Source organism: Paenibacillus sp. WLX2291, from assembly GCF_046603665.1.
Classification (GTDB): Bacteria; Bacillota; Bacilli; order Paenibacillales; family Paenibacillaceae; genus Saccharibacillus.
This window is the reverse complement of sequence record NZ_CP176755.1, coordinates 5218032-5242803: the sequence shown is the minus strand read 5'-3', so window position 1 is coordinate 5242803 and position 24772 is coordinate 5218032. Positions and strand designations below refer to the sequence as shown.

The window sequence follows — 24772 nt, the reverse complement described above, 5'->3', positions numbered from 1 at the left end:
CTGCTTTATTATGCTCATTTGTTATATTACAAACACAGCTGCGTCAGTCGGTGGACTGCTTCCTCCACAGGCACAGCCATTTCTACGCCTTCCGCCAGATCGCGTAGCTTCACCTGCTGTGTACGTACTTCATCTTCGCCGATTAACACTACAAAACGAATACCACGCGTATAGAGACTGTTCAGCAATTTGCCGAGCTTGCGTCCACTCGTATCTGTAATCGTAGAGATGCCTGCCGCACGCAGTAAACCGCTCGTACGAACAGCTTCGACTAGTGTGTCCCCAATCGGTATTACAGCCACATCTATAGCAGCACAATTGCGCAACATGGCTTCCGCCTGCGTCTGCTGGCGATACAATTCCATCACTGATTCCAATCCAAATGACAATCCGACCGCAGGCAACTCCAATTCTGGATCGCCAGCCAGCTTGCTGATCATGCCGTCATATCGTCCGCCGCTGCCGAGGCTGGATGTGTATTGACCGGTGGCATCGAAGATTTCGTATACGGTGCCGGTGTAAAAGGACAATCCACGCGACAGAAAGAGATCGAATATACAAACTTCGTCCATGTTTAGAGCTGTCAGTAACTGCTGCAAGCGCATAGCTTCTCTATATCCCGGCTGATCTTCCAATCCGTATGCAATCGAAAGGGCGGTCAGTGTCAATTGCTGAGGATCGCGGTCGATAAGCTCCATCAGGCGATTTGTTGAGGCGGCATTCAACCCTTTGCCGCTTAATTCGGTAGCAACGTCGGTGCGGGAGATTTTCGCCAATTTATCGAGCGTGAGCATGACTGAGGAGAGCAGCGCTTCCGGCACACCAAGCGCTGTTAGCACTTCTGCCAGCAGGCGCCGATTGTTCCAGCGAATGACCACCGGAATATCCAATTGGTCAAATGACTGCATAGCCAGTTGGAACAGCTCCAATTCCGCTTCTGGTCCGGTCAGACCGATTACATCGGCATCGCATTGCCAAAATTCACGCAGCCGTCCGCGCTTAGTTGGTCCGTCGCGGAACACTTTGCCCATTTCAAAACGGCGGTACGGCAGACGCAGACCGGGGTTCAAGGTCAGCAAGCGCGCCAGCGGCATCGTCAGGTCGTAACGTAAGCCAAGCTCTCGACCGCGTTGATCGCTAAACTGATAGATTTCTTTGGTGATTTCCTCGCCACCGCCGTATTTGGAAGTCAGCCATTCCAGCTCACTCAGTGCAGAAGTCTCCGCTTCCTCGTAGCCAAAACAGGAAAACTGCTGCTCCAGCAAATTGCGGATTTGTCGGCGCAGCCGTTGTTCGCCGCCCGTGTAGTCGGACGTGCCTTTGACATTTTGCGTGTATAGGGTTTGCATAATCATCTCTCCTTCGGGATAGGTAGGATATGCCGGTTGGACGGTATCAAACAAAAAACGCGCAGGACCTCTTGGTCCTGCGCGTTTCATATCCCGCAGGGAGGCCAACGCGAAAAGCGCTAGCCACCCTGTTGTATAACTCAACAGATTGGCTAACGCCTATGAAAATGATACAGCTTTCCGGTCAGACCGATGGAAGAGACTGCGCATGATGGAATGATCCACGATACATCCAGACGACAAACCATAGTATCCGCTTGCTTCATACAACAATCTCCTCCTTCGATCCATGTAGTCGGGAGCACAGGGCTTCCGTTTGAATTATTAGCCATTATATGCCCGTCATTCGCAAAATGCAAGACTGGATTTGTGAACTATATTCGATATAGACGAATGATCATGGCGCAGGATTCTTCTGTGTGGATGACGGCATATAAGCATTCCTTTTCTAGTCCGACATCGTGTATAGACATGGACAATGAATCAGTAGAGCCGAGGGATAGCGCACGTATAACCATGGGTCTACATTGTGATCATTTCCAGTATTTATTAATAATCTCGTCGCGACCGGAATACATGCGGGATTCTTTGTAGTATTTTGGGTCTTTTTTGTGGAAATTCTGGTGGTATTCTTCTGCCGGATAGAAGACGGAGGCAGGTTCAATCGCAGTTACAACCGGCTGTTCAAAACGACCGGATTGTTGCAGATCCACTTTGGATTGCTCGGCAAGCTCACGCTGCTGCTCGGTATGGTGCAGAATCGCCGCCCGATACTGGCTAGTACGATCATTGCCCTAACCGATTGCATCGGTTGGATCGATTTGCGGCCAATATAGTTCTAACAAACGCTCATACGGAAAAATGTCAGGATCATACGTAATTTGCACGACTTCCAGATGCCCGGTTTCGCCAGTTAATACCTGTTCGTAGGTTGGATTCTCGACCGTACCGCCCATATATCCAGATATGATGCTGTGAATACCCGGCTGTTCCTCGAACGGTGTCACCATGCACCAGAAGCATCCGCCAGCAAATGTTGCTTTTTCCATCCCAATCATTCCTCATTTCCTATGCAATATGCGATGATATGTCATCTAAATTCTTCCCATTATACCACCGCTCTTTGAAGAGAAGGCAGCAAAATCTATATTCCGAATACAATCTGCTCAAGTGTGACATTTATGTATATTCATGCAGTATGTAGCTATGATTGTGTCACATTATGATCTCAAATACGGCATGAGCGCCAATACAAATTCGTATACAAAATAAAGCGCAAATCCGATCAATAGCAAACCGGCGATTATAGAGACGATCTTGATCGCTTGGCGACTCATCACTTTACGTGTCACCGATACGATGCTTAACAGCACTATGTCATGAGCAAGGATACCACTCAGAATCCCACAGGCTGCAATTACAAAGCCGCCCTGTTGACGTGTATCGTACGAGCTGGCGAGCACGGCTCCAAATACGGATACCCAGAATACTAGATTCCCTGGCGAAATGGCGACGAGCAAGCCATTGCGGTAAGTGGCGAAGAATGATTTTTGCGTTTTGCTATCGGCTGGCGTAATGTCCTTGTCGGCATTACGGATGGAATCATAACCTAGATACCCGAGAAATCCAGCACCAATCAGCCAGAGTGGAATCTGGATATACGGCAATGACAATACGGATGCTCCGCCAAAATACAGTACAACAATCAGCGTCAGATCAATCGTCATGCCACCGAGACCAACCGCCCAACCATGGATAAAGCCGTTTTTCAAACCTTGCTTGATCATCTCCACCGTAATCGCACCAATCGGCAGAGCAATGGTTAGCCCAATCAGAATATATTTCAAATAAATATCCACTAATGTACTTCCTCCTATTCATCAATATGTATGCAAGAAAATGAAAAGTCATACATTTCAGTTTAATATAACATCTCATGGCAGGCAACCATCTTTTACAAAGGAACACCATACGCAACATCCTGCAAATGAAAAGCTGAAATGGCTATAATAGCAAGTTAATTATGCTAGGAAGTGACATTCGTCTGCTGCTGTCTGCGCTTGTATAAAGGAAGGTGCATTTGTATAATGGGCATACTTATAGGAGGGGATTACATGTCATTTTCCATCGTGATTTTTCAGGGACCAAGCGCTTCGGGAAAAAGCACGCTACAAGCGCGATTGGGCTTGCCCAAGATCGTCACATGGACGTCGCGTACGCCAAGAACGGGCGAGCAGGACGGGGTAGATTACCACTTCGCTACACGCGAGCAGATGGAGGTGATGAACCGTCAGGGCTTAATGCTGGAAATTAGCGAATATCGCGGCAATCTGTACGGTACAGCACGAAGTTCGCTGGACGAAGCGGTACGCGATCAGCAGCCGCGTTCTAGCGTGATGGATGCGCCGGGAGCGGCACTTGTTAAACGACAGCTGGGCGACAAGGCACTACTGATCGGTGTAAGTGCTAGCCGCGAGCAATTGGCACAGCGGTTGTTTGATCGTAAGGTGAGCGTGGAGGAGCAGCAATTGCGATTGGCTTCATTTGATGAGGAGATTGCAGCGCTATCACAATGCGATGTCATCATTCGCAATGGGGAAGGACAGTTACGTACAGCGGAGCGTGTGGTCGATTTCATTCGGGCAGGTATAGAGGCTCGCTGAATAAAGTAGCAGAGATTCATACAAGACCCCCAAGCCGCTGATTATGTAAAAGGAATGAACGGTTTGGGGGTCTATAGGATGTTGATCTGATCAGTTTACAAATATCTGTTATCGCTGTCTGCGCTCCTGAAGCTCTAGCAAAATTGCTGCCATATCGAGTTCGCCTTTACCATGCTCTGTCGCATCGGCAAATGTGCGGTCGGCGGCAGCCGCGAGTGGCAGATCAACACCGTCACGGCGCGCTTCGTCCATTAGCAGACCGAGGTCTTTGGATAGTAGGCGAATCATGAAGGCGGATGGAAAGTCTTCTTGCAATAAAGAGTCTTTTTTGGCATTCAGCATCGGCGTAGCGACTGCGGATTGACCGATCATCTCAATCAGCTGCTCGCGCTTCAACCCGGCATGCTCCCCGATCACCAGTGCTTCGGCAATGCCCTGCATCGTAATGCCGAGCATCAGATTGATCGACAGCTTGGCAGAATTGCCTGCGCCAACATCGCCAAAATGAATCGTATGTTTGCCAAGCATATCAAAATACGGCTGACAATGCTGTACCGCATTCGCTGTACCGCCCGCCAAAATAACGAGTTGTCCCTGCTGCGCGGGGGCAACTGAACCAGACACAGGTGCATCGAGATAGATAGCGCCTTTTTGCTGTACGGATTGTGCAAATGCTCGCGCTTCGCCCGGACTAATTGTGCTCATGTTGACGATATAACTGCCTGCGCGTACATGATTCAGAATGCCGTCCTCACCATCCAGCACTTGTTGCACGGTATCGCCCTTGGTCAGCATAATGAAAATCGTATCCGCTTCGGCTGCCGCTGCGCCCGGGGACGAATGTAATGTAGCGCCCGCTTGTTTTAGTGGTGCTGCTTTGTCGGCAGTCCGGTTGTATACGTGTAGGGAATAGCCTGCTTGTTGCAAACGCTGTGCCATCGGCAACCCCATATGTCCGGTGCCAATCCATGCTACATTGCTCATGATTAAAACTCCTTTGTCTGTTAAATGACGTTTCATCTTCAACTGATTGGTATAAATGGTGGATAGATGCAATTGTGCATTGGTTTACGCTAACGAGTACGTTTTAGAACACGCTGTGGCTCTTGCCATTTCGTTTACCTCCTATGCATTACCCGTTTCACCAGTCCTTGTTATCAGCTGTGTTGCAGCAGGTTAAGCTTTGTGCCGGAATGGGAAAATGAATGGAATCGACGATACAAAGTTGACATTCGAATGTAATGTAACTATTATGGTTACAGGAAGACGTTATTTGTATGCAAGCTGAATTCTATAGATACATCATTTTACGAGGAGGCAATTGATATGAAAATCGCAGTTATTGGAGCAACAGGTAAAGCAGGTTCACTGATCGCCGAGGAAGCATTGAGCAGAGGTCATGAAGTAGTCGCGGTTGTACGCAGCGCAAGCAAAGTGCAAAATGACAAGCTACATGTCGTCGAAAAAGAAGTCAATGATCTGACTGCCAACGATCTGCAAGGTGTGGACGTACTGGTGAACGCTTTTGGTTCTCCTGATGCGGAGCAGCACGTACCCGTCGGTCGCCACCTGATCGATATTTTGCAACAAAACCCAACAACACGCCTGATCGTCGTAGGCGGCGCAGGTAGCCTGTATGTGGATGATGCACAAACGACTCGTCTTATCGATACACCGGACTTCCCAGACGAATACAAACCGACTGCATCCAATCAAGGCAAAAACCTGGAAGACCTGAAGCAATCGTCCGGCATCCAATGGACATTTGTTAGCCCAGGCGCTTTCTTCGACCCAAGCGGTCCGCGCACAGGCTCGTACACACTGGCAGGCGAGAAACTGACCGTCAACAGTGAAGGCAACAGCTATTCCAGCTACGCTGACTATGCCATCGCGATTGTAGACGAAGCCGAACAAGCAGCTCATGTCAACGAGCGCATTAGCGTAGTAACGGAAGCGAAGTAATTAGCGATTTCGAATCCGTATTTGGTGCATCATCATTGGATAGGCAAACACACACATTATCTAAAGATTTAAATAGAATATAATAAAGAACGCCTTCTCTGCTTGCTTATAGGGAAGGCGTTTTTTCGTTTGAGAATGAGCTTATGTTGTTATTGAATAGTTGGTATAAAATGGATTTTATTAACTTTACATATTATGCTGAACATATAAACAGATATGTCATTTATCAGACAATATGTTTTGCTGGTGGATATCAACGAGATGATCGGTTTATGTCGGAATGGTCTAGTTCGAGATCACCTAATGATGATACAAAGGAGGCTTCGTATGAAAGTACAAAATCAGCAATATGACCGCAGATTCTCACAAGGACGCGGCGGTAATGGTGCACCACCTCAAAAGATGAGTCCTCAATCCAAACGAAGACTTATCATAGCAGCAATCATAATCGCACTGCTGGTCGGTACGCCATATGGATATGTACAGTACAACAAATGGAGTTATGCGCAGCGAGTTACAGATTATCTGATACAGCAAGAGCACTATACCCAACAAGAATTGCAGTCAGTAGAAGGATTCTGGGGAATTATGCTGCCCGCATTTTATGTGGATGTGGTGTTTGCAGATGAACCTAACATAACGTATACGTACTTTGCTCATGCGGGAGTTAAACAAATGCAGCATCGACCAACAAATGGCGAAATTCGTGATCCTATCGGAACGACTCCCCTTAAGCATTTGGAGAATGAGTAACCGTATTCCTCTTCCAAATATCAACAATTAACATAAATACATAGCATTCCCTAGCAAAAACGGATATAATGAAAAAAATAATTCCGATAAGAATTATAGGGAATGGTGAAATGACATGGCAAAACACATAAAAGGGATGCCTTCGGTCAAAAAAGCAGTGTACGATCGCATCGCGGCGCAGCGCAATATTTCCAAGGCTGAAATCATGGAGCAGTTTCAGTTGACCAGCAGCAGTCTGACGCGGCTGTTGGATGAAATGACGCGTGAGGGTTGGATTATGGAATCCGGCTTTGGGCAATCGACAGGTGGGCGTCGTCCTATTTTATATCAAATCAATCCGGCACATCGGTACATTCTGGGGCTGGATATTTCGCGGATTTATTCGGTGCTGGGGTTATACGACATGGAGATGCGACCGCTGGAAATGGTGCGCTGGAGCATGGATGAACAGATGACCCCGCAGCGACTCGTTGAGCATACATCGCAGCAGATTCATGAGCTACTGTTACGTCACGATATTCCGCGGCATCTGGTGCTTGGTCTGGGTGTCGGTGCGGTAGGTCCACTTAGTCGGGAGCAGGGACGGATTCTGAATCCGCTCTATTTTGCCGCGCCGGGCTGGAACGATGTGCCGCTGCGCAGCTGGCTAGAGGAAGCGACTGAGTTGTCGGTCATTGTAGAAAATGGTGCGAATACGGCGCTCACGGGTGAGCACTGGATGGTGCGCGGCGATAATATCCGACATATGCTGTATGTGCATATCGGCACCGGTTTGCGGTCGGCGATGATGTCCAACGGACGAATTGTGCATGGAGCGGTCGATATGGAAGGTTCGATCGGTCAGATGATCATTCAGACAGATGGACCACGACTGCACGGTACAGGCAACTATGGCGCGCTGGAAGCTTTTGCATCGGTGCAGGCGGTGGAGCAGCAGGTACGCTCGCGTAGTAAAATGAGTCGGGAGCAGTGGACGGGCGGCAATCTGGCATTAAAGCCGGAAGCGATTAATTTTGCGACAATTGTGCAGGCGATGCAATCAGGCAATGAGTATGTGCGCGAGATTTTTGCGCAATCGGCGGCGTATATGGGCATTGGACTGGCGAATCTGATCAATGTATTGCACCCGGAACGAATCATTCTTGGTGGCGTGATGATCAGCGCGCACGATCTGTTTTACGATACAGCGATTGCAGTGGCAGAACAAAACATTTATTATTCTGCGAGCTACCAGCCGGAGTTTTCCAAAGGCATTTTGCAGGAGACCGCAGTATCTACGGGTGCAGCGGTGATGGTATGGAATGCGTATGAGCTGTAAGTGAAGCACATCATCGAAGGAAACAGCGTTGTATTATTAGTTGTATTATCAATTGTGTTATCAAACGTATCACCAAAAAAGGCAGAGCGATCTATTCCAAGATCGCTCTGCCTTTTTATTTATCATTATGGTTCTCATTGTCGTTTTATATCACTATGGTTTGGTATGATGAGCGTGTTCTGTATCAGTATCGTTCTGTATCATTATCGCTCTATATTGTTCAGTCCGTTCATTCCTTGATGATTGCCATGGTCAGCGCTTATTCAAATAGCTGTACTTTGGGATCACGCTGGAGTACATGCACAAGCATCGCATGCAGCTGTCCACGATGATGGTAGAAGTGAGCCTGCGTATCCAGCAGCCACTCATAACGGGAATGCGTCCCGCCCCAGTAAGCTGTCGTAGGAGTGAGCAATTGTTCCTCTGTCAGCCCGGCAATGCCGTGCTTCAAGGCGGTATAATGCTTGGTCAGCGAATGGATGATGTCTTCGCTATTCAGGGCAGGCTCGCTATCGGCATAAAAGATATCCATCTCTTCCTCAGATGCCCCAGCGCCGATTAGAAAATCAGCTTCGCACAGTACAGACATATGCACAAGCAGCTCACCGATGGACATCTTCTCCTGCGTTGGCTTCACATTCAAGTCTTCAGCGCGTAGCGTATGGATTATATTGATGACAGATTGGATCGCCATATCCATCTGATGGAACACACCTTGACTGTATACATTCACAAATGTAAGCTCCTTTTCGGCAATATCCTCAATGTGGACTCAGCATGAACTCAGTATGAACTCAGTGCTACCTCAGCGCGACCTCAGCGCGACCTCAGTGTGACCGCGGTGTGACGACAGTAACGATGCAAGTTTGTATTCGTTACCGCGATCCATTGTTGATCTGTTCCAGAATTTGCGGGTCCTTGATCTTATGATCTTCGGCAAGCAGTAGAACTTTGGAAACGATCTCTGCTGTACGCGGGTCTTCGTCGATAAATGGCAGGAATAGACGACCACGATGCTGGGAATGCACCGGAATGATATATAGGGAATCCGCCGCTGGTCTGGACACATTGGCGCTGCCCAGATGCACGTTGTATTCGCCCAGTTTGCCGGTAATATGCGCATAGTTGCCGCTAATCTTCACATTGTCCAGCTTCAGCAGGCGCACCGCCTCTTCCACGATGACACTGCGCAGTTCAATCGTTGTCAGGCTGGCTTCAGGATCGACACCGCCAACATGAGCTATGCTGACAACCAGATCAATATCGCGCATCACTTCGGAAAAGACAATAGGTGGCACTTGATCCAGCGATACCGGTTGATAGCTGGATCGATCGTAAAAGCTGACCGTTTCCAGCGTGGGCGCTTCGGTATCGGCAGGTGAGAACCAATCTGCCAGCGCATACAGGCTGGTGATTAGATTGTGACGGTAATCGACCTTTTGCAGCCCTTCTTCATAACTGACTGTCCAGCCGCGTCCACGCAGCAGAGCAGTCGTTTTGCCCGGCTGTACTTGATGCCCGGCATAGCGACGAGAAATGGTATTACTGGACTTCTCATCGGCATTGGGCAGATACAATTCACGGAATACTTGCTTGAATGGCTCGCGTTGTTGTTTGTTGCCGCGATCCTGCTGTTGTAGCCAGAATTGTTTCTCGATCAGATGGCGCTGGAACAGATGCCATGTGCCGCTCTCATACAGATGCAGTGGATGCGCGATAACTAATTCTTCCTCTGGCAATAGTGGAACAGAGGTCAGCGCATAACCTGCTTGGATATCGTCAGGCTGGTGATCCTTGGCAGTATTATCTGCTATGGCTGTCGTCGCACTAGCATCTGCGCTAGTTGTTGGAGCGACTAATTGCAATGGAGCTTGCTGTTCGTATTCCGCATGTCCGCTAATATAACCAAGCGCACTGCCATCGGTTTTGCGGAGCACGAGCGCTGTGAAAAGTGGCGACAGCACCGGATTGCGCAGCAGAGTAGCGATCTCGCTCGCCGTAAATACCGTTTCCGCCAGCATCGAGCGTTCCAGTTCCTCGCGTGCACGCTTATACTGATCGGTCAGCTCAGACTTCAATTCCTTGAGTCGGATAATATAGTCATGCTTGTTCAATCGGGCTGGCACAGATTTGAGCGGCTTGCCGTTTTTGGCAGCGAGCAGACTGGCTTGCCCTTCATTGTCGATATCCAGTCGTACGAACAGACCGTCTTCTACTTCGTGATCGGTAAAATACGGCAGCAGCTCGTCCAGCTTGCGTGCTTCCAGATCCCATCTTAGTCGGGTGACATCGGTATAACCTGCATTGCGTGCCAGATTGTCCAGCGCAATAGCGGCGGCACTGCTTTCACTGGCACGACGCTGAGCACCGAAAGCTTTGCTCTGCTTGAGGAATAGCTGAATATATTCGTAACGTGCGCGCAGATCGGCATCGCGCGAATTGCCTTCTGCTAGCGGAATCAGGCTGTACGTCAACAGCTGATCCTTGTTGCGCTTGTCTTCTACCTGCTGGCGTGTCTGTTCTACATTCAGCTTGCCAAGCACTGCATCAGCGAACAGCTGACTGCGCCGGTGATTGGAGCCACCGGAGATATATTTGGCACATTCATACAGCAGTTTGAAGCGCTCCGCACCGAGCTCATCATATGCCTGCTGGAACCAGTTCAGATCGAATGCGCCGTCGTTGAATTGCTGTGGTGTAATCGGTGAATAATGCGCCACAATGGTTTCCTTTTCCGCGGAAAAGGTTTCGTTAATATGCGCATGGAAGTACCATGCGGCACTGCGCAATCCGTTCCAATTCAGGTGACGGGCAACAATCTCGATCCATTGTGGCGCGTACATCGCCGCTTCCAGCAATCGACGTTCCGGTACAGGCTGCTGATTCAGCAATTGCGCCAATAGAGCTTCATCTTCCCCTGGAAGTGGGTAGCATCGTTTCAATAGTTGGCTGAAGATTTCCTTTTTGGTACTGCTGTTGCCAGAGTTGTAAATATAGCCACGAATAAACGTTTCCCGATCCAGTCGCACGAGAATATCGACAAAGTAGTGCATGCCGTAAAAACGCTCAATATTCGCTGCCATGGATGAGACTTCGGTCGGCAGTTCCCCGCGCTTTAATTCAATATCCAGTATACGTGCAACAGTATGATCGCGAATCGGTAGCAGATTGGGATATTTCTCTACCAGATTATTCCGCGAATAGATTGTAGTCAGAGCACGCATATAGTCTCTACGCGAATCCGATTGACTCAAGATGCGGCGATATACTTCGTTATCTTCAATCAGATGGAGCTGATGAGCACGTCCATAATCGGCTGGGGCGTTCAGATCAAATAGACCGACAATCGTCTGCTCCGTCTGATAACGTGTCTGGAATACGTCCTTGAATTGTTTCTCAGATATATGATCATTGTGCAATAACCGAATCCATGGCGACAGTAGGACTTCGCATATATGGATATGCTTTTGAACCTCTTTTGCTGTAATCGCTGTACACCACGTATGCAGCGCAAAGCGTACAGTCTGCCACGTATCGTCATTCATAACATCGTTAAATGCCGCCCATAAGAGCATGCTGGTCTGCTGCGGATAGGTTTGTTTTGCATAATAATCGGTCACAGTCAGCAGATGCTCCAGCGGATAGACCGATGCAAGGAATGGTTTGAGCCATTGCTGTAACTCTTTCAAATTCGTTCCTCGATAATTCCACCATCCGGGCAACTGGCTGAACGTACCGCTAGATGTATCATAATATTGGAACAAGGAATCATACAGCTGATAATGTACATGCAATTCTAACAATTCTGACGGAGTCAGCTGATAACGTTGCAGAAATTCTCGCCAAACATGCACCAGTGGAAATTGCTCCAGCATGGATGTCTGCTCATCATCTGTATCCATATTCATCATCATCAGACGAGAACCAATCAAATATTGGGATGTATACCCGCCGTAGTGACGAATATCGTATTCCACATTCCGATGCTCATGCACCAGTTCGTCCAATCCTTGCAAAATACTAGCTATGCGTTCGGTCGACATTTGGAATATATCGCGTTCAAACCGAAATCCTCTCGTGTCGACAGGCTCTTGTAGCCATGTTTCCGTTTGCTGAGGATCAAACAGACCGAATCCGTTAGCAGCTGTATAGGTAGGTTCGTCGTTTGCAGTTTGAAGTTTATCCAGCAGCAGCTGTTCCTTCGCCGTTGGCGACTGGATCACTTCCGTCAGCCCAATCAGGCGTGCCAGCTGCTCCTGTCGCTCAGGTAGCCCTTGTAATTCCGTTAACATCTCCAGCCCGGCAAGTCGCTGCAACTCGCTTTTGCCATGCAGCAGGCGTGGTAGTACGGGATCAAGCATCTCTTCTGGCTGAGAGAGCAGGATACGAATGCCACCTTGCCGCAAGGAACCTGTTTTCAATTTGAACAGGTCTTCGATCCGCTGTAATTCATCCGCATGCAGCACAAAATGAGTAGCACAATGCAGTGCCTTCTCACGATTACTCATACTTTTGTCAGCCAGTGCTTCCAGCACAAAACGGCGCTGGGCAGGATCGTTACCATCACGAATGACATATTCCAGTATGTTGCCGCGCAGATCCGGCGACATTTTATCTTTGTATTGCAGCACCTGCTCCATCCAGGCGGGATCATTGTCGTAAGATGCCAAATACAGCAGCTTATCAATCAGCAGATCGTGATCCAGATGATACGATGCAAAGTCCAACACGCTGGAAGCTCCGGCAAGCGAGCTACCAGGCATTCCGTCCAACAGTGCACGGAATGTGGCGAAATCGCGCGCGCGTTGACTCTTACTTTCCAGTTGCGGTGTGCGCCGAATACGCAGAAGTCGCTCCGATTCCTTACTGTCGCCGACAAAATCCCATACGTATTCACAGCCGTAAGCGTAGTTATATACGATCCGATAGAGTAGCTCCGGGTCTTCCGCTGGCTGAATCGCTGACTCTTGCAACAATTGACGAGCTACTGCTAATCGCAGCTCGGTATTCTGACTGTTGCCCAGTACATACAGTCCAATGATTTTGCGATAACGAAGACCGGAATGAATGACCTGCTCCAGAGCATCCGGTACATCATTCTCTTCATGTACGGCAATCGCCCATAGGGCAAGATAAATATGATTGGCGTTCTCGCTGGATAACCATTCCTGACGCAGCGAAGCGTCGCACAGCACTTCATACAGCTGTGTAATCACCTGCCCTGCGACTCGGGTATTGGCGGCTTCCAGATTCATCCCCGTCCATACATCCAGCGCCCGTACGACAGAGCTGTAGCGAATCAGATTGTGCTCAAGAATGGTATGCAGCAAGCCGCGCATACTGTCCACTGTACCTTCGTCCATGACCTCGGTAATCGATTGGCGCAAGCCTTCCTGCAAGCGCGCGGCAAGCAGCAGATCGCTGATGGATTGATGCGCTTCCGTACGATGGGACATCAGCATGCCTTTGATCATAGGACGTGCCAGCAACGCATTCTGATTATCGCCATGAATAATCGTTAATAACGCATCATGTACAGTCTGATCCTGTTGATCCAGCGCATAAGCGATCAGATCAGGGATAACAATTTCCCGGCTGAGCATATACGGTTCGACCAGATCATAATCCGGTGCGGTCAAATATTCTGTCAGTGTGAAGCCGAATCCGTGCAGACGGATAAGTGAGAGCATCTTGTTAATGACTTGATCCATATGTAAAAGAAGATTGGACGTGCGATAAGGGCGGCGCATGTAGCCGACGCTGTACGGATATTCTGCTGTATGCTTGATAATATAGTCCAGCTGCTGTGCTGCGACTTCGCCAGATAGATGCTGCACGATAGGGAGTAGCGGAGCGAATAGATGCTGCGGTTGCTGTGCAGCGATTCGCTGTAATTCATGCTGCAATGCTTGTTGAATCTCCGGTTCATATGAGGCGTGAAATTCGCCAGTCAACGTAACACACCATTGTGCCAGCTGTTGCTGCTGTTCATCCAATTGTCCGATACGCTGCTGCAATTGCCGAACGAGTTCATCGGTTAATGTATTCCAATTTCCCACGATTCATGCTCCTTTCGTTAATGACACAGTTACCACAATCTACCGGATAGCATCACAAGACGAACGAATACGATAGTATCGCCTTCCTGCATATCCAGTGCTTCATCCAGATTCGTCCATTCCTGCTCCCGGATAAACACCCGGTATAAGCCATCTTCAAAAGCCGACCATGCCGCGTCCAGCGCCTGTTGTTCATCCGGTACAGCTTCACTCACGATATCGTCAAAACCGATTTTGCCAGTGTGGGCGCTGTTCTCAATCTCGGGTGCGGTCAGGTAGGGCATCAAGGAAGAGGTTTCTTGTTTGTCCTTAAAACGTTGAATTTCGGACTGCACAATCATGCCGATCAGTTGACGCAGATGTGCGGGGGCAGAGGGGAGAGAGAGAGTTTGCTGTATAAGACCACTCTTGCGCCGGGATGGGCTTTTGACGGTGACTGTGATGTTCATGAACTTCACCTCCATAACTTCCTTACAACATTCTGAGTTCTATGTAACACGCGTGCTGTGCAAACGATGATGTCAAACAATCCTTATACGCATTGTATCTGTTGCAGACAGCATAACACAAATAGATGGTAGAGAACAAACGTTCTTATTATTCAGACGTAAAAAGCCCTGTCGTGCACACCGAGAATAGAGATTCGGTCTGCCGCAGGGCTATTGTTGTCGATGTTAGAAGGAATCTCTCGCGAATTACGAATGCAGGACAGCGTACGCTTCTTGTAATACGTCGCGGGATTTCATATTGCTAAGGTTTTTGGGTACAACATGGACGGAAATGCGCGCATTCAGCGCTTCTTTCACTTGGAAAGCCAGCTGCTTCTCACCGCTGATTACAATCTCTTCCCATTGATGCTCCCGTGCCAGTTGTTCAATGATGGGCACCAGCCGCTTGATCCAGCGCGGACGGATGACTTCCCATTGTTCGGTATAATTTTCCCGTTGTTTGTTGACTGCTGACTTCAGATCACTCGTATTCTGGCTGGAACGTTCGCGCCATTCATCATGCACCAGATCCCATTCAAAATACGTTTCGCCGTTAATCTCGCACAGCAGGCTATCGAGTACAGTTACGGTGTCGTTGCTGAGCTGCACGATACCAGCCGCTGGGCAGCGCGACATGAGTGCTTCCAGTTCTTCCAGATGTGGCTCTGACTCGAAATAAAACGCGTTAGGTACGCCGGTCTGCACTTTTTCGCAGAAAAACAGTCCGCCTGACGAATCGGCTACGATGATTAAGCCCTTTTTCATCTCGGTTCTGCTGTTCTCAATGCGTTCTTCCACTTTGGACTGAAGTTCCAGCAGCATATCCAGATATCTGCGTTCTTCTCCAGCTTCTGTGTACTCGGCGAGTTTCTTAAAACCATTCTTGAGGCGTATTTTCCATTCTGGCTGGGTGTTGGCAGTTGGTTCAGTGTTCAGATAGATGGTCAAAAACCGTTCCGCCGATTGAGCAGAATACTTCTGAAGTGCTTTCCAATTTTCCATAAATCCCATAAGCATGTACCTCCTCAAAGAGAGTTCCTCTTGTTTACCCTTCTACAAAAGGCTCAAAACTATTTTTGCAAATTCTACAAAAACTATCAACCAAACCTATGAATTAGCCGTATAAATAATATGAATACATCCTAAAATTAGGAAATGGGACTAAATTACTATTTATTACATTTTTACCACTATACATGATAATTGTAATGTATAATGAGAACTATACGATGAACAGAATCTGCGATTTTCCTTTGCGGAAATCATTTGATATAGCTCTTTCTGCCCGTCCCTCTGTCGCTTTTTACTCATTTTTACCGGATTACGTAAATGAATCGGTCAACAAGGAGAATAACGGTATGAATATCTGGCAAAAGCTGAAGACAGCAGGCAACAAATTGAACAACAATGTGAGTAGAATGATCAGTGCAATGGTACTGTTGGTCGTCCTTGTGCTGGCACCTACATTTATTTCTTTATTTCAACGGGACGATACGGTCTATTCTGCCAGTTATCCGGTTGCGCACGCACCTTCACCTGATGCGGTGGATAATGTAGTATCTGTGGATGATTCATCGGTATTCATTCCGACAACACCACCTGTTCCGGTACAAGTCTTCCCGGATGCGCCGGGCAATCCGGCAGTCTCGGTGCTGCCAGCTATTGTAGTTAGTAATCAAGCAGGTGGTTCGCGTCCGGTCAGTCTTGCGGTAGAACGTCATCTTACTCCCAATGAGTGGCTGGGCGATCGAGTGATTATCGGTACGAAGGAAGCTGCGCTTACAACAGATATGCTGCGCAAAGATGGTGGAGATACAGGGATCTTCAATATGCCTGCCAACAATGATTCGCTGAAAACAGCAGATCTCTCGCTAACATTAACCGATCGCGGAGCAAAGTTAATGTCTAGCGCTAATTTTGGATTACGTATTGATGCTCTGTATGGCAAAATTCTACTGCCGGTGACTACACTGCAAAAGGTAAAGCAGGATACGAATGTAGCGTTACACATTGATACAACGGTTCAACGCCCTTCTGGTGGACAAGGATTGACGATGAGCGTACATCTGAGTGGACATTCCAATCATTCTATCGGGATGATCTTGCCAGTAGAAGATAACACATTGAATGCGAGTCAACTTAAAAAGTTGAAAATCTTAGTGCAGCTTGCAGATGGTACTCAGCATTATGTCAATTCAACTGTGATTCCTTATGGTGATAAATACAAATATGGTGTGCAATTTGAGGCTACTGAATCTGGTGGATATACAGTTGTTCTGTCCAAATGATACTAGCTAAAGGAAGCAGATAACAGAGGCATTTGATCTAATCGTTGTATAAACAATGGTATTATTTGGATTAGATGAGTGAAACAAAATCTGTAAAGTCATTCCGTTCTCTAGCAAAAGCGGTTTTATCCAGCGCGTTCATTCAATAGCGTTGTGATAGAACTGCTTTTTTGTTAGCACAACATATCATTGCGACATGCGTTCGTTCTCATTGGAACTAGGATACGGTGGCATGAAGGAAGCATGAAAGTGTGCAGGAAGTAGTTGACGATGAACAACACAATAATTTATACTGGCTATTGTTATTAAAAGTAAGTATGTTATCAATAGTTGAATATATAGGAGGAACCATACATGAACAATGAACAGAGAAAACAGGAGATTCTGAAGGCGTACGAATTCAGACATGCGACCAAATCGTTTGATCCTGATCGCAAAATTTCTGATGAAGACTTCCATTTCATTCTGGAAACCGGACGTCTGTCACCAAGCTCGGTCGGTTCAGAGCCGTGGAAATTCCTCGTCGTACAAAATCCAGAGCTGCGCAGCAAGCTGCGCGAAGTGACATGGGGCGCACAGGGACAACTGCCGACAGCAAGCCATTTTGTAATCATTCTGGCGCGTAAAAATGTCCGTTACGATTCCGCGTATCTGCGTGAGCAAATGCTGGAAGTAAAACAGATGACAGAAGAAGTCTTCAATCAGGTGCTAGGTCGCTACCGTGAATTTCAGGAGCGCGATCTGAACATTCTGGAAAGCGAACGCAGCCTGTTCGACTGGGCATCCAAACAGACGTATATTGCACTGGGCAATATGATGACTGCGGCGGCAGAGATCGGCATCGACTCCTGTCCTATCGAAGGATTTCAGGTAAACGAAGTGGATAAACTGCTCGCAGCAGAAGGCATTATGGATGCTAATGAATTCGGCGTCAGCGTCATGGCTGCATTTGGCTACCGTACAGACAAAGAGCTGCGTCCAAAAGCGAGAAGAACCGTAGAGCAAGTTATCGAATGGCTGAACTGAGCACAGGATTAATGAAAGCAAGCGAATAAGAGCAGTGAAATAAAAGCAAAAAAACCGCCACTGACCTGTAAAAGGTTGTGGCGGTTTTTGGCTATATCGTATGGCAGACCGTTGCGATGTGTTCATCTTGCAGCGATTGCAAAATGACGGGTACGATGGACTGCTATCATTGTAGATGGTGTTGCGAACTTAGTGGCGATCTTTGGCTTCGCCGATTTTTTGTTGAACTTCGCCTTTGGCTTTGTCCAGCTTACCTTCAGCTTGCAGGGAAGCATTATCGGTAGCGTTACCGTATTGATCTTTGATCTCGCCTTTTGCTTTGGATACGGCACCTTTTACTTTATCGCCCAGACCGCTATCTTTATGGTTTGTCATGTTGAACATCTCCTCTTCATATGATGGAATCATTTGATATTTTTGATATTCAGGTGTTGATTGAAGCCTGATCATTATTACCCTGCGTTGTCTAATGTTAAACAAAAGCTAACACCAGTTGACAAGCTGTGCTCTGTTCTCCACAATAATAGCCACATGGTCAAAAAGGCAGTTTCGCTGACTAGTCACGGGAAAGCATTCTTATCAATAAACGATACACCTGATCGCATATCGGCAGGGATAGGAAGGGGAACTTCATACGTATGATCAAGGCGGTTGTGTTTGATTTTGACGGGCTGATTCTGGATACGGAAACGGTCTGGTTTGAATGTTATCAAGAAGTGCTGGCACGTCATGAGCTAGAGCTGACGCTGGAGCAGTTTGCACCTAGCGTCGGTACGCATAGCGATGATTTTCGCCAGTATGTCGAGACGACGCTGGGTAAGCCGGGCATTGGACTGGAGATTGAGCGGGAAGTGGCGGAGATGATCCCAGCACGCGTGGAGTTGATTCAGGCGCGCGGTGGGGTAGCGGATTATTTGGCAGAAGCGAAGCAGCTTGGACTGCGCATCGGGCTTGCCACCAGCTCGGATCGTCAATGGATTGAATATTATCTGGATCGGCTTGGCTTGCGTCATTATTTTGAAGTGATCAAGACGAGTGATGATGTGTCTGCGGTGAAGCCTGATCCAGAGCTGTATTTGCGTGTAGTGGATGAGCTAGGCATTCAGGCGAACGAAGCGGTCGCTTTTGAGGATTCGCTAAACGGGTTGCGGGCGGCGAAGGCGGCAGGTCTGCATTGTGCCATTGTGCCGAATCCGGTCACTGCGCTGCTGCCATTTGAGCATCATGATCTGCGTCTGGATTCGATGGAGGATATGCCGTTAGCGGACGTACTGAGCAGACTGGCGCTATGATGAATGAGATTGTGGCGGTTGCCTGTTCATATAGTGATGACTGTTATGATGGAGAGTCGGCGGTTTAGCTTGTTATCGTATGCAGGTACGACTTACGCTACATGTATACAAAAGGCAGGTGATCCGGTGCAGATGGTACCGTTTTGCCTGTTTGTCATGTCTATGTATTGTCTATATATTGCGCATATGAACACATTTCCGCGTATCGAACAAGTGGCATGATCGCCAAAAAGGTGTATATATACAAGATAAGCACTATTGGCAGAGGAACTATGAACGTATGGGTGCAACGTCATATCTGCTCCCCTAGCGGTCACGCTGCTGCGGCAATCATTCCGAACATCAGGAGGACAACGAATTGAAGCTGTTTATTCATCGTAAAGATCTGCGTACTCACGATCTGGCAGGCTTTGACTATTTAAAAGAAGCTGGAGATGAGAGTATCCATCTACTCATTATCGATCCCTTTTTACTGAAAAAGCATCGGGAAAAAGAGCATAGCGGTGTTAATTTCATGCGGCATGTACAGCGGCTCATTCGCCAGTATCATCGCCATCAGCGGGAATTGCAGATCGCTTATGGCAAGCCGGAGGAAGTGCTGGAATACGTACTGGACAAGCTGGATATCGACGAGGTGGTGGCGCATCGCGATTTTACACCGTACGCCAAGGAGCGCGACCGCAAGCTGCGCAAAGTGGCAGAAGATGCGGACGTTGCGTTTACGTTGCTGGTCGATCATATGATGCTGGATGTAGAGCCATTCGCTGATTTTACTGGTAAAAGTGGCTATTACAAAGTATTCGCGCCCTTTCATCGCAAATGGCTCGATTTCTTGGATCAGCATCATAATCCCGTGTCGCCTGTATCGCTCAAGGAGCTGCGTGTCAGCAAGCAGCAGGTGGATTGGCCTGCTAAGTTTGATCTGCCGTTCTCATTGGATGATTACGAGCCTGCCGATGATCCACAGCCGAAGCTGGAGCATTTTCTCAAGGACAAAGTGCAGGATTATGGCGAGGAGCGCGACTATTATTCCATCGATCCGTCGAGTGAGTTGAATCCGCATGTGGTGACTGGCGCGATCTCGATTCGGCAAATGTACAACGAAGCGATTCAGCACAAGCAGAGCGAGGAATGGGTGCGGCAGATTTCGTTCCGCGACTTCTATCTGTATTTGGCGATCTATGACGAGGATTATTTTCAATATGAGAAGACATTCGATCTGTCGCCGCTGACTGATAAGCATTTTGAAGCATGGTACAAAGGCGAGACGGGTATTCCTGTGATTGATGCAGCGATGCGTCAGCTGAACGAAACGGGTCAGATGCACAATCGGCTGCGCATTCTGTGCGCAATGTTTTTGACCAAAAATTTGCAATGTCCGTTTACGCTGGGCGAGCAGTATTTCCGCCGCAAGCTGCTGGACTATGACAATATTATCAACCGTGGCAACTGGACGTGGTGCGCATCACTAGGCGCCAATTCGTCGCCGTACTTTCGAGTGGTTAATCCAGTTACCCAGTCTGCCAAATACGATGAGCAAGGCGAGTATATCCGCCAATGGCTGCCAGAGCTGAAGGATTTGTCAGCAAAAGAAATTCACCAGCCGCGCCCGGATGCCATCGTCGATCTGAAGCAATCGCGTGCAGAGGCGATTGAGACATACAAACGGATCGTGAATGGGAAATAATCATTGAACCTTGATCCATCATTGCAAAATCCAATGCCCGGCAGTACGCATGTGATCACGCGCACTGCCGGGCATTGGTGTGTAGTTGCTCCCTATTCGATTGCGTTTACTCTGTCACTGGTTGTTTGGAAAGTGGAGCGTGCAGTTCGCGTTCAATCTGCTCCAAACTTCTGCCGCGCGTTTCCGGTACACATTTGATCGCAAACAGCAGTCCAACAGCATTGAACAGCGTGAAAATAAGGAACGTATGTGCAAGACCAATTCCCGATAACAATAGAGGGAATACGAACGAGACGACAAAGTTGCACATCCATAACGCAAACGTAGATAGTCCGACGCCGAAGCCGCGTAGCTTTTGTGGAAACATCTCGGATAGCAGCAGGAAGACAATCGGACCGATGCATCCTTGAAAAAACGCGATAAAGACGACAGTCAAACCAATAACCAAATATGGTAATATCGGCGAACCCATCATCGTCCACAGCAGCGACGTAATGGCAAACATGGATACCAGCGTGCCCACAATACCAACAATCAGCATCTTGCGCCGATCCACCCGGTGCATCAGATTCATACCGACAACAACGGCAAGCACCGAGATCAGACCGTTAGCCGTATTGGCATATAGGGAAGCGGTACTGCCAAAGCCCGCTTCACCGAGAATCGTAGTGCCATAATACATAATGACATTGATCCCGATCAGCTGGCTAATACCACCTAGACACATGCCGACTAGTAGCAGACGGCGGAACGGCGGCGACCATAACTCTTTGACTGAGAAGGCTTGCTTTGGTTCGCGTGAAGGAATCGGTATATTGCCCAGACTGTCGATCTCCGCTTGAGCGATATGCTGAGGTCTGATTTTGTTCAGAGCAGCCAGCGTGCTTTGTGGTCCTTTGTGATGAAACAGCCAGCGTGGTGACTCTGGAATACGAAATAGTCCGATAATCAGCCCGGCAGCGGGCAGTGCGGCAACGAGCAGGATGTAGCGCCAGATGCTGCTATATTCGGCGAAAATTGTGCCAAGAATCGCACTGACGACAAAAGCGAGAAATTGCCCGCTGACGACCATCAGCTCGTTGACCGTAACGATTTTGCCACGCATCTCAACAGTTGAGATTTCTGCCAGATAGGTCGGTACAGTAACAGAAGCCCCACCGACCGCCAGCCCAAGTGCAAATCGGAACAGGATCATGCTGAGTACATTCGGTGCCAGCGTACACAGTACCGAAAAGATCAAAAAGATGGCAGCTAGATACGAAATGACGGTTTTCCGTCCAAACCGATCCGATAGCGTACCGCCAAAAATCGCTCCAATTGCAGCGCCAAGTGTCAATACACTGACGACCGCCCCTTCGGTAAATGGCGTCAGATCTAGTTCGCTTGGAAGCTTCATAAATGATATGGCACCGTTCGTCACACCTGTATTGTAGCCGAACAGTAGCCCGCCCAGTGCCACAATCATAGCAATAAAGGTCATTTTCCTTCTCGTTCGTGCGTCCAGTTCCGTATTCATCATTCAAGCCTCCGGTTCCTCGGCAATATTGGTGTGTCCGCTTACATGTTAGAGTTCATTTCAACATAGAGATCGTTATCTACTGATCGTCTGCTTCAAAGCATCAATCGACGTGAGTACACCTGCTTCCACCGACATCGTCATATCTTCCATTTCCAGCGCGACATCGCCGTTATAGCCCATCATCCGGCAGACAGAGAAGAATTCCTTCCACCATTGCAGATCCTGACCACAGCCAACCGCGACGTAATTCCATGTCCGCTCTGCCGATTCTGTCACTGGCTTCGGCTCCAGCAGTCCGTTCACATCTGCCAATCCGCGCTCAATCCGCGCATCCTTGCCATGCAGATGAAAAATCGCTCCTTTTAATGCGCGCGCAGCCGCAATCGGATCGGCACCAAGGACGATCATATGCGACGGGTCCAGATTGATGCCGAGCATATGATCGGTCGCATGGCGCAGCTTGAGCAGCGTCTCCACATTCCAGACCATCGTTCCGGGGAATTCCTCGATGGCAATCTGCTGAATGCCATGCTGTTTGCAATGGGCGATATATTGATTCCAAAAGGCAATCGTTACGTTCCACTGATATTCATACGCTGGTGCCATAAAGTCCGGCCACGAGATTGTAGAGGTGATCCAGTTCGGCGTCGTATCGTCAGGCGAACCGGCAGGCAGTCCCGCCATCGCCACCAGTTTGGTCACACCAAGCTTGCCTGCCAGCACTGCACAGTCGTACATAGACTGCTCGTATTGCTTGCCCGTTTCCGAAGGCCAGAGCGGATTGCATGACGTATTCAGCGCAGAGATACGCATACCGCGCTTGTCCAGCTCCGCTTGAAAGGCTGTCAGCTTGTACTCATCCGCGAGTAGTTCCGCTGTATTCACATGAGTGCGTGCCCCCCAACCGCCAGCCGTCATCTCGACCGCGTCAATGCCCAGACTTTTCACCTTGTCGAGCATATCGGTCAATGAAAGTTCCGCAAATACATCCGTACAGATTGCCAGTTGCATAGTAAAGTCCCCTTTTCCTGTTGGATTGAAATGGAATATACATCTTCAGTTGTACGTTACCCAGACGCCGCCCTGATCGGCAGATTCCACGCACGTTTGAACCCAGCGAATGCCTTCGATGCCTGCGTCAATGCCGGGATATATTAATTTTGCAAGCGCTTCCGAATCATTGCGCTCTTTGGCATCAATCGCCAGTGCGAATTTGAGATACAGATTTGCCCACGATTCTGGCAGTCCTTCGGCATGGAGTGCGCCCAGACGTTCATCCGCATTGCATTCGTCATACAGATATGGCATCGCACGAATGAGCTTCTGAATCGGTTGTCCCTGAATCTGGTACAGCAGTTCATTGGGCTGATTGTCCGAAAATTCCACCGATGCTTTGGAGCCGATAATACGAATCCGATGTCCATCCATACAGCCTGCATCGACCGCTGACGCCCACATCCGACCGACCGCTCCACCTTCGTAGCGCATTAGCACATAGGCGTTGTCTTCCAGCGGTGCACGGCTACCGACGAAGCTTTGGCGGTCGCACAACACTTCTTTTAATTTCAGATGCGGACAGATTAGCTCTGACATGTAAAAGGTATGGGTGGAGATGTCGCCCAGTACGAAGGAGGGACCGGACTTGGCAGGATCGACACGCCATTTTTGCCCTTCATTGGTTTTGTCGCCAATCTCGTCACAGCCAAAGCCATGCGTATAGCGCAGCTCCACCATCCGAATATCGCCCAGATCGCCGTTTTGCACCATTTGCCGCATCTGTAGCAGCAATTGACTGCCGGAGAAGCCGTAGGTCACGCCGACGATTTTGTTGTGCTGCTCTGCTAGCGCTTTGATGTGCTCTCCTTCTTCTACTTTGAAAAATAAAGGCTTCTCGCAAATGACATGCAGCCCAGCTTCCAGTGCAGCGCGCGTAATTTCGTAATGGGTAAAGTTAGGTGTAGCAATCGTTACGACCTGAATGCCATCTTCCCGCTTCGCTTCTTCGGTAAACATTGTCTGGTAATCAGCATAGCATCGTTCTTGCTCTACCCCCAGATTGGTGCCAAAGCTACGACCACGCTCTGCATCGATATCGAATGCCCCGGCAACGAGTTGAAATGCTGTATTATCGCGCAGTGCGCCTAGACGGTGTTTGTAGCCGACATTCCCGGTTCGTCCGCCGCCTACCATCGCCCAGCGTAGTGGGTTTGCAATTTGTTTTTCACCATTTAACATAAGGAATTCCACCTTTCAGCAGTATAGGATCTATACGATATGAGATTGGATTGCAATTGCAGCTTTCTTTTGCCACAGTTGAATTATATACTGGATAAAAGATGGCATAACCTACTCAACTTGCTCAAGAATT

The 24772-nt window shown here is 48.5% G+C and carries 19 protein-coding genes and 1 pseudogene; 8 read left to right on the top strand and 12 right to left on the bottom strand.

What is annotated here, in order from left to right:
• Positions 1-26: 26 nt before the first annotated feature.
• From hisS to ACDE64_RS22390, 3 genes and pseudogenes are all read right to left on the bottom strand, one after another.
• Positions 27-1349, bottom strand: coding sequence for a histidine--tRNA ligase (gene hisS / locus ACDE64_RS22400; protein WP_411348370.1), 1323 nt, complete (start codon positions 1347-1349; stop codon positions 27-29).
• 533 nt (positions 1350-1882) lie between these two features.
• Positions 1883-2398 (bottom strand): annotated as a pseudogene (gene msrA, locus ACDE64_RS22395) (peptide-methionine (S)-S-oxide reductase MsrA).
• Positions 2399-2569: 171 nt separating this feature from the next.
• Positions 2570-3208, bottom strand: coding sequence for a LysE family translocator (locus tag ACDE64_RS22390; protein ID WP_411348369.1), 639 nt, complete (start codon positions 3206-3208; stop codon positions 2570-2572).
• Positions 3209-3463: 255 nt separating this feature from the next.
• On the opposite strand from ACDE64_RS22390, the gene ACDE64_RS22385 reads away from it, so the two are divergent.
• Positions 3464-4012 (top strand): guanylate kinase, encoded by a 549-nt coding sequence (locus ACDE64_RS22385; RefSeq protein ID WP_411348368.1) that lies wholly within the window; start codon positions 3464-3466, stop codon positions 4010-4012.
• A 108-nt stretch (positions 4013-4120) separates the two neighbouring features.
• Here ACDE64_RS22385 and ACDE64_RS22380 read toward each other — a convergent pair whose 3' ends face one another.
• The gene (locus ACDE64_RS22380) at positions 4121-4996 is read right to left on the bottom strand and encodes an NAD(P)-dependent oxidoreductase (protein WP_411348367.1); all 876 of its coding nucleotides are present in this window, start codon (positions 4994-4996) and stop codon (positions 4121-4123) included.
• A gap of 342 nt (positions 4997-5338) precedes the next feature.
• Between ACDE64_RS22380 and ACDE64_RS22375 the strand changes: the two genes are divergently transcribed.
• The 3 genes from ACDE64_RS22375 (at position 5339) to ACDE64_RS22365 (ending at position 8045) form a co-directional block, all read left to right on the top strand.
• Positions 5339-5974 (top strand): NAD(P)-dependent oxidoreductase, encoded by a 636-nt coding sequence (locus ACDE64_RS22375; RefSeq protein WP_411344265.1) that lies wholly within the window; start codon positions 5339-5341, stop codon positions 5972-5974.
• 327 nt (positions 5975-6301) lie between these two features.
• Entirely contained in the window at positions 6302-6727 is a 426-nt protein-coding gene (locus tag ACDE64_RS22370) for a DUF3139 domain-containing protein (protein ID WP_411348366.1), read from the top strand.
• A 115-nt stretch (positions 6728-6842) separates the two neighbouring features.
• Positions 6843-8045 carry an ROK family protein gene (locus ACDE64_RS22365; protein ID WP_411348365.1) on the top strand — a complete coding sequence of 401 codons (1203 nt, stop codon included), beginning with the start codon at positions 6843-6845 and terminating at the stop codon, positions 8043-8045.
• 259 nt (positions 8046-8304) lie between these two features.
• Here the strand turns inward: ACDE64_RS22365 and ACDE64_RS22360 are convergent, their stop codons facing one another.
• The 4 genes from ACDE64_RS22360 to ACDE64_RS22345 form a co-directional block, all read right to left on the bottom strand.
• Positions 8305-8778: a DinB family protein gene (locus ACDE64_RS22360; protein ID WP_411348364.1), complete on the bottom strand. Its 474-nt coding sequence runs from the start codon at positions 8776-8778 to the stop codon at positions 8305-8307.
• 142 nt (positions 8779-8920) lie between these two features.
• Positions 8921-14104 carry a DUF4132 domain-containing protein gene (locus tag ACDE64_RS22355; RefSeq protein WP_411348363.1) on the bottom strand — a complete coding sequence of 1728 codons (5184 nt, stop codon included), beginning with the start codon at positions 14102-14104 and terminating at the stop codon, positions 8921-8923.
• A gap of 29 nt (positions 14105-14133) precedes the next feature.
• Positions 14134-14553: a hypothetical protein gene (locus ACDE64_RS22350; RefSeq protein ID WP_411348362.1), complete on the bottom strand. Its 420-nt coding sequence runs from the start codon at positions 14551-14553 to the stop codon at positions 14134-14136.
• Positions 14554-14799: 246 nt separating this feature from the next.
• On the bottom strand, positions 14800-15603 hold the full coding sequence (locus tag ACDE64_RS22345; protein ID WP_411344259.1) for a VLRF1 family aeRF1-type release factor: 804 nt from the start codon (positions 15601-15603) through the stop codon (positions 14800-14802).
• 347 nt (positions 15604-15950) lie between these two features.
• Between ACDE64_RS22345 and ACDE64_RS22340 the strand changes: the two genes are divergently transcribed.
• Positions 15951-16880, top strand: a complete 930-nt coding sequence (locus ACDE64_RS22340; protein ID WP_411348361.1) for a hypothetical protein — start codon at positions 15951-15953, stop codon at positions 16878-16880.
• A 354-nt stretch (positions 16881-17234) separates the two neighbouring features.
• Positions 17235-17906, top strand: a complete 672-nt coding sequence (locus ACDE64_RS22335) for an NAD(P)H-dependent oxidoreductase (protein ID WP_411344257.1) — start codon at positions 17235-17237, stop codon at positions 17904-17906.
• Between the two features lie 189 nt (positions 17907-18095).
• Here the strand turns inward: ACDE64_RS22335 and ACDE64_RS22330 are convergent, their stop codons facing one another.
• A complete protein-coding gene (locus ACDE64_RS22330) occupies positions 18096-18281 on the bottom strand; it encodes a CsbD family protein (protein WP_411344256.1) in 186 nt (61 codons plus the stop codon).
• A 263-nt stretch (positions 18282-18544) separates the two neighbouring features.
• On the opposite strand from ACDE64_RS22330, the gene ACDE64_RS22325 reads away from it, so the two are divergent.
• Both ACDE64_RS22325 and ACDE64_RS22320 read left to right on the top strand, forming a co-directional pair.
• Positions 18545-19198 (top strand): HAD family hydrolase, encoded by a 654-nt coding sequence (locus ACDE64_RS22325; RefSeq protein WP_411348360.1) that lies wholly within the window; start codon positions 18545-18547, stop codon positions 19196-19198.
• A 358-nt stretch (positions 19199-19556) separates the two neighbouring features.
• The gene (locus ACDE64_RS22320; protein ID WP_411348359.1) at positions 19557-20885 is read left to right on the top strand and encodes a cryptochrome/photolyase family protein; all 1329 of its coding nucleotides are present in this window, start codon (positions 19557-19559) and stop codon (positions 20883-20885) included.
• Between the two features lie 106 nt (positions 20886-20991).
• Here ACDE64_RS22320 and ACDE64_RS22315 read toward each other — a convergent pair whose 3' ends face one another.
• From ACDE64_RS22315 to ACDE64_RS22305, 3 genes are all read right to left on the bottom strand, one after another.
• A complete protein-coding gene (locus tag ACDE64_RS22315) occupies positions 20992-22404 on the bottom strand; it encodes a sugar porter family MFS transporter (RefSeq protein WP_411348358.1) in 1413 nt (470 codons plus the stop codon).
• A gap of 72 nt (positions 22405-22476) precedes the next feature.
• Entirely contained in the window at positions 22477-23415 is a 939-nt protein-coding gene (locus tag ACDE64_RS22310) for a sugar phosphate isomerase/epimerase family protein (protein WP_411348357.1), read from the bottom strand.
• A 45-nt stretch (positions 23416-23460) separates the two neighbouring features.
• Positions 23461-24639: a Gfo/Idh/MocA family protein gene (locus ACDE64_RS22305; RefSeq protein WP_411348356.1), complete on the bottom strand. Its 1179-nt coding sequence runs from the start codon at positions 24637-24639 to the stop codon at positions 23461-23463.
• Positions 24640-24772 lie beyond the last annotated feature (133 nt).

What these genes read in the sequence shown, in the direction of transcription:
- hisS (WP_411348370.1), bottom strand. Translation starts at nt 1,349, where the DNA reads ATGCAAACCCTATACACGCAAAATGTCAAAGGCACGTCCGACTACACG.
- ACDE64_RS22385 (WP_411348368.1), top strand. Translation starts at nt 3,464, where the DNA reads ATGTCATTTTCCATCGTGATTTTTCAGGGACCAAGCGCTTCGGGAAAA.
- ACDE64_RS22380 (WP_411348367.1), bottom strand. Translation starts at nt 4,996, where the DNA reads ATGAGCAATGTAGCATGGATTGGCACCGGACATATGGGGTTGCCGATG.
- ACDE64_RS22375 (WP_411344265.1), top strand. Translation starts at nt 5,339, where the DNA reads ATGAAAATCGCAGTTATTGGAGCAACAGGTAAAGCAGGTTCACTGATC.
- ACDE64_RS22370 (WP_411348366.1), top strand. Translation starts at nt 6,302, where the DNA reads ATGAAAGTACAAAATCAGCAATATGACCGCAGATTCTCACAAGGACGC.
- ACDE64_RS22365 (WP_411348365.1), top strand. Translation starts at nt 6,843, where the DNA reads ATGGCAAAACACATAAAAGGGATGCCTTCGGTCAAAAAAGCAGTGTAC.
- ACDE64_RS22350 (WP_411348362.1), bottom strand. Translation starts at nt 14,553, where the DNA reads ATGAACATCACAGTCACCGTCAAAAGCCCATCCCGGCGCAAGAGTGGT.
- ACDE64_RS22345 (WP_411344259.1), bottom strand. Translation starts at nt 15,603, where the DNA reads ATGGGATTTATGGAAAATTGGAAAGCACTTCAGAAGTATTCTGCTCAA.
- ACDE64_RS22340 (WP_411348361.1), top strand. Translation starts at nt 15,951, where the DNA reads ATGAATATCTGGCAAAAGCTGAAGACAGCAGGCAACAAATTGAACAAC.
- ACDE64_RS22335 (WP_411344257.1), top strand. Translation starts at nt 17,235, where the DNA reads ATGAACAATGAACAGAGAAAACAGGAGATTCTGAAGGCGTACGAATTC.
- ACDE64_RS22330 (WP_411344256.1), bottom strand. Translation starts at nt 18,281, where the DNA reads ATGACAAACCATAAAGATAGCGGTCTGGGCGATAAAGTAAAAGGTGCC.
- ACDE64_RS22325 (WP_411348360.1), top strand. Translation starts at nt 18,545, where the DNA reads ATGATCAAGGCGGTTGTGTTTGATTTTGACGGGCTGATTCTGGATACG.
- ACDE64_RS22315 (WP_411348358.1), bottom strand. Translation starts at nt 22,404, where the DNA reads ATGATGAATACGGAACTGGACGCACGAACGAGAAGGAAAATGACCTTT.
- ACDE64_RS22310 (WP_411348357.1), bottom strand. Translation starts at nt 23,415, where the DNA reads ATGCAACTGGCAATCTGTACGGATGTATTTGCGGAACTTTCATTGACC.
- ACDE64_RS22305 (WP_411348356.1), bottom strand. Translation starts at nt 24,639, where the DNA reads ATGTTAAATGGTGAAAAACAAATTGCAAACCCACTACGCTGGGCGATG.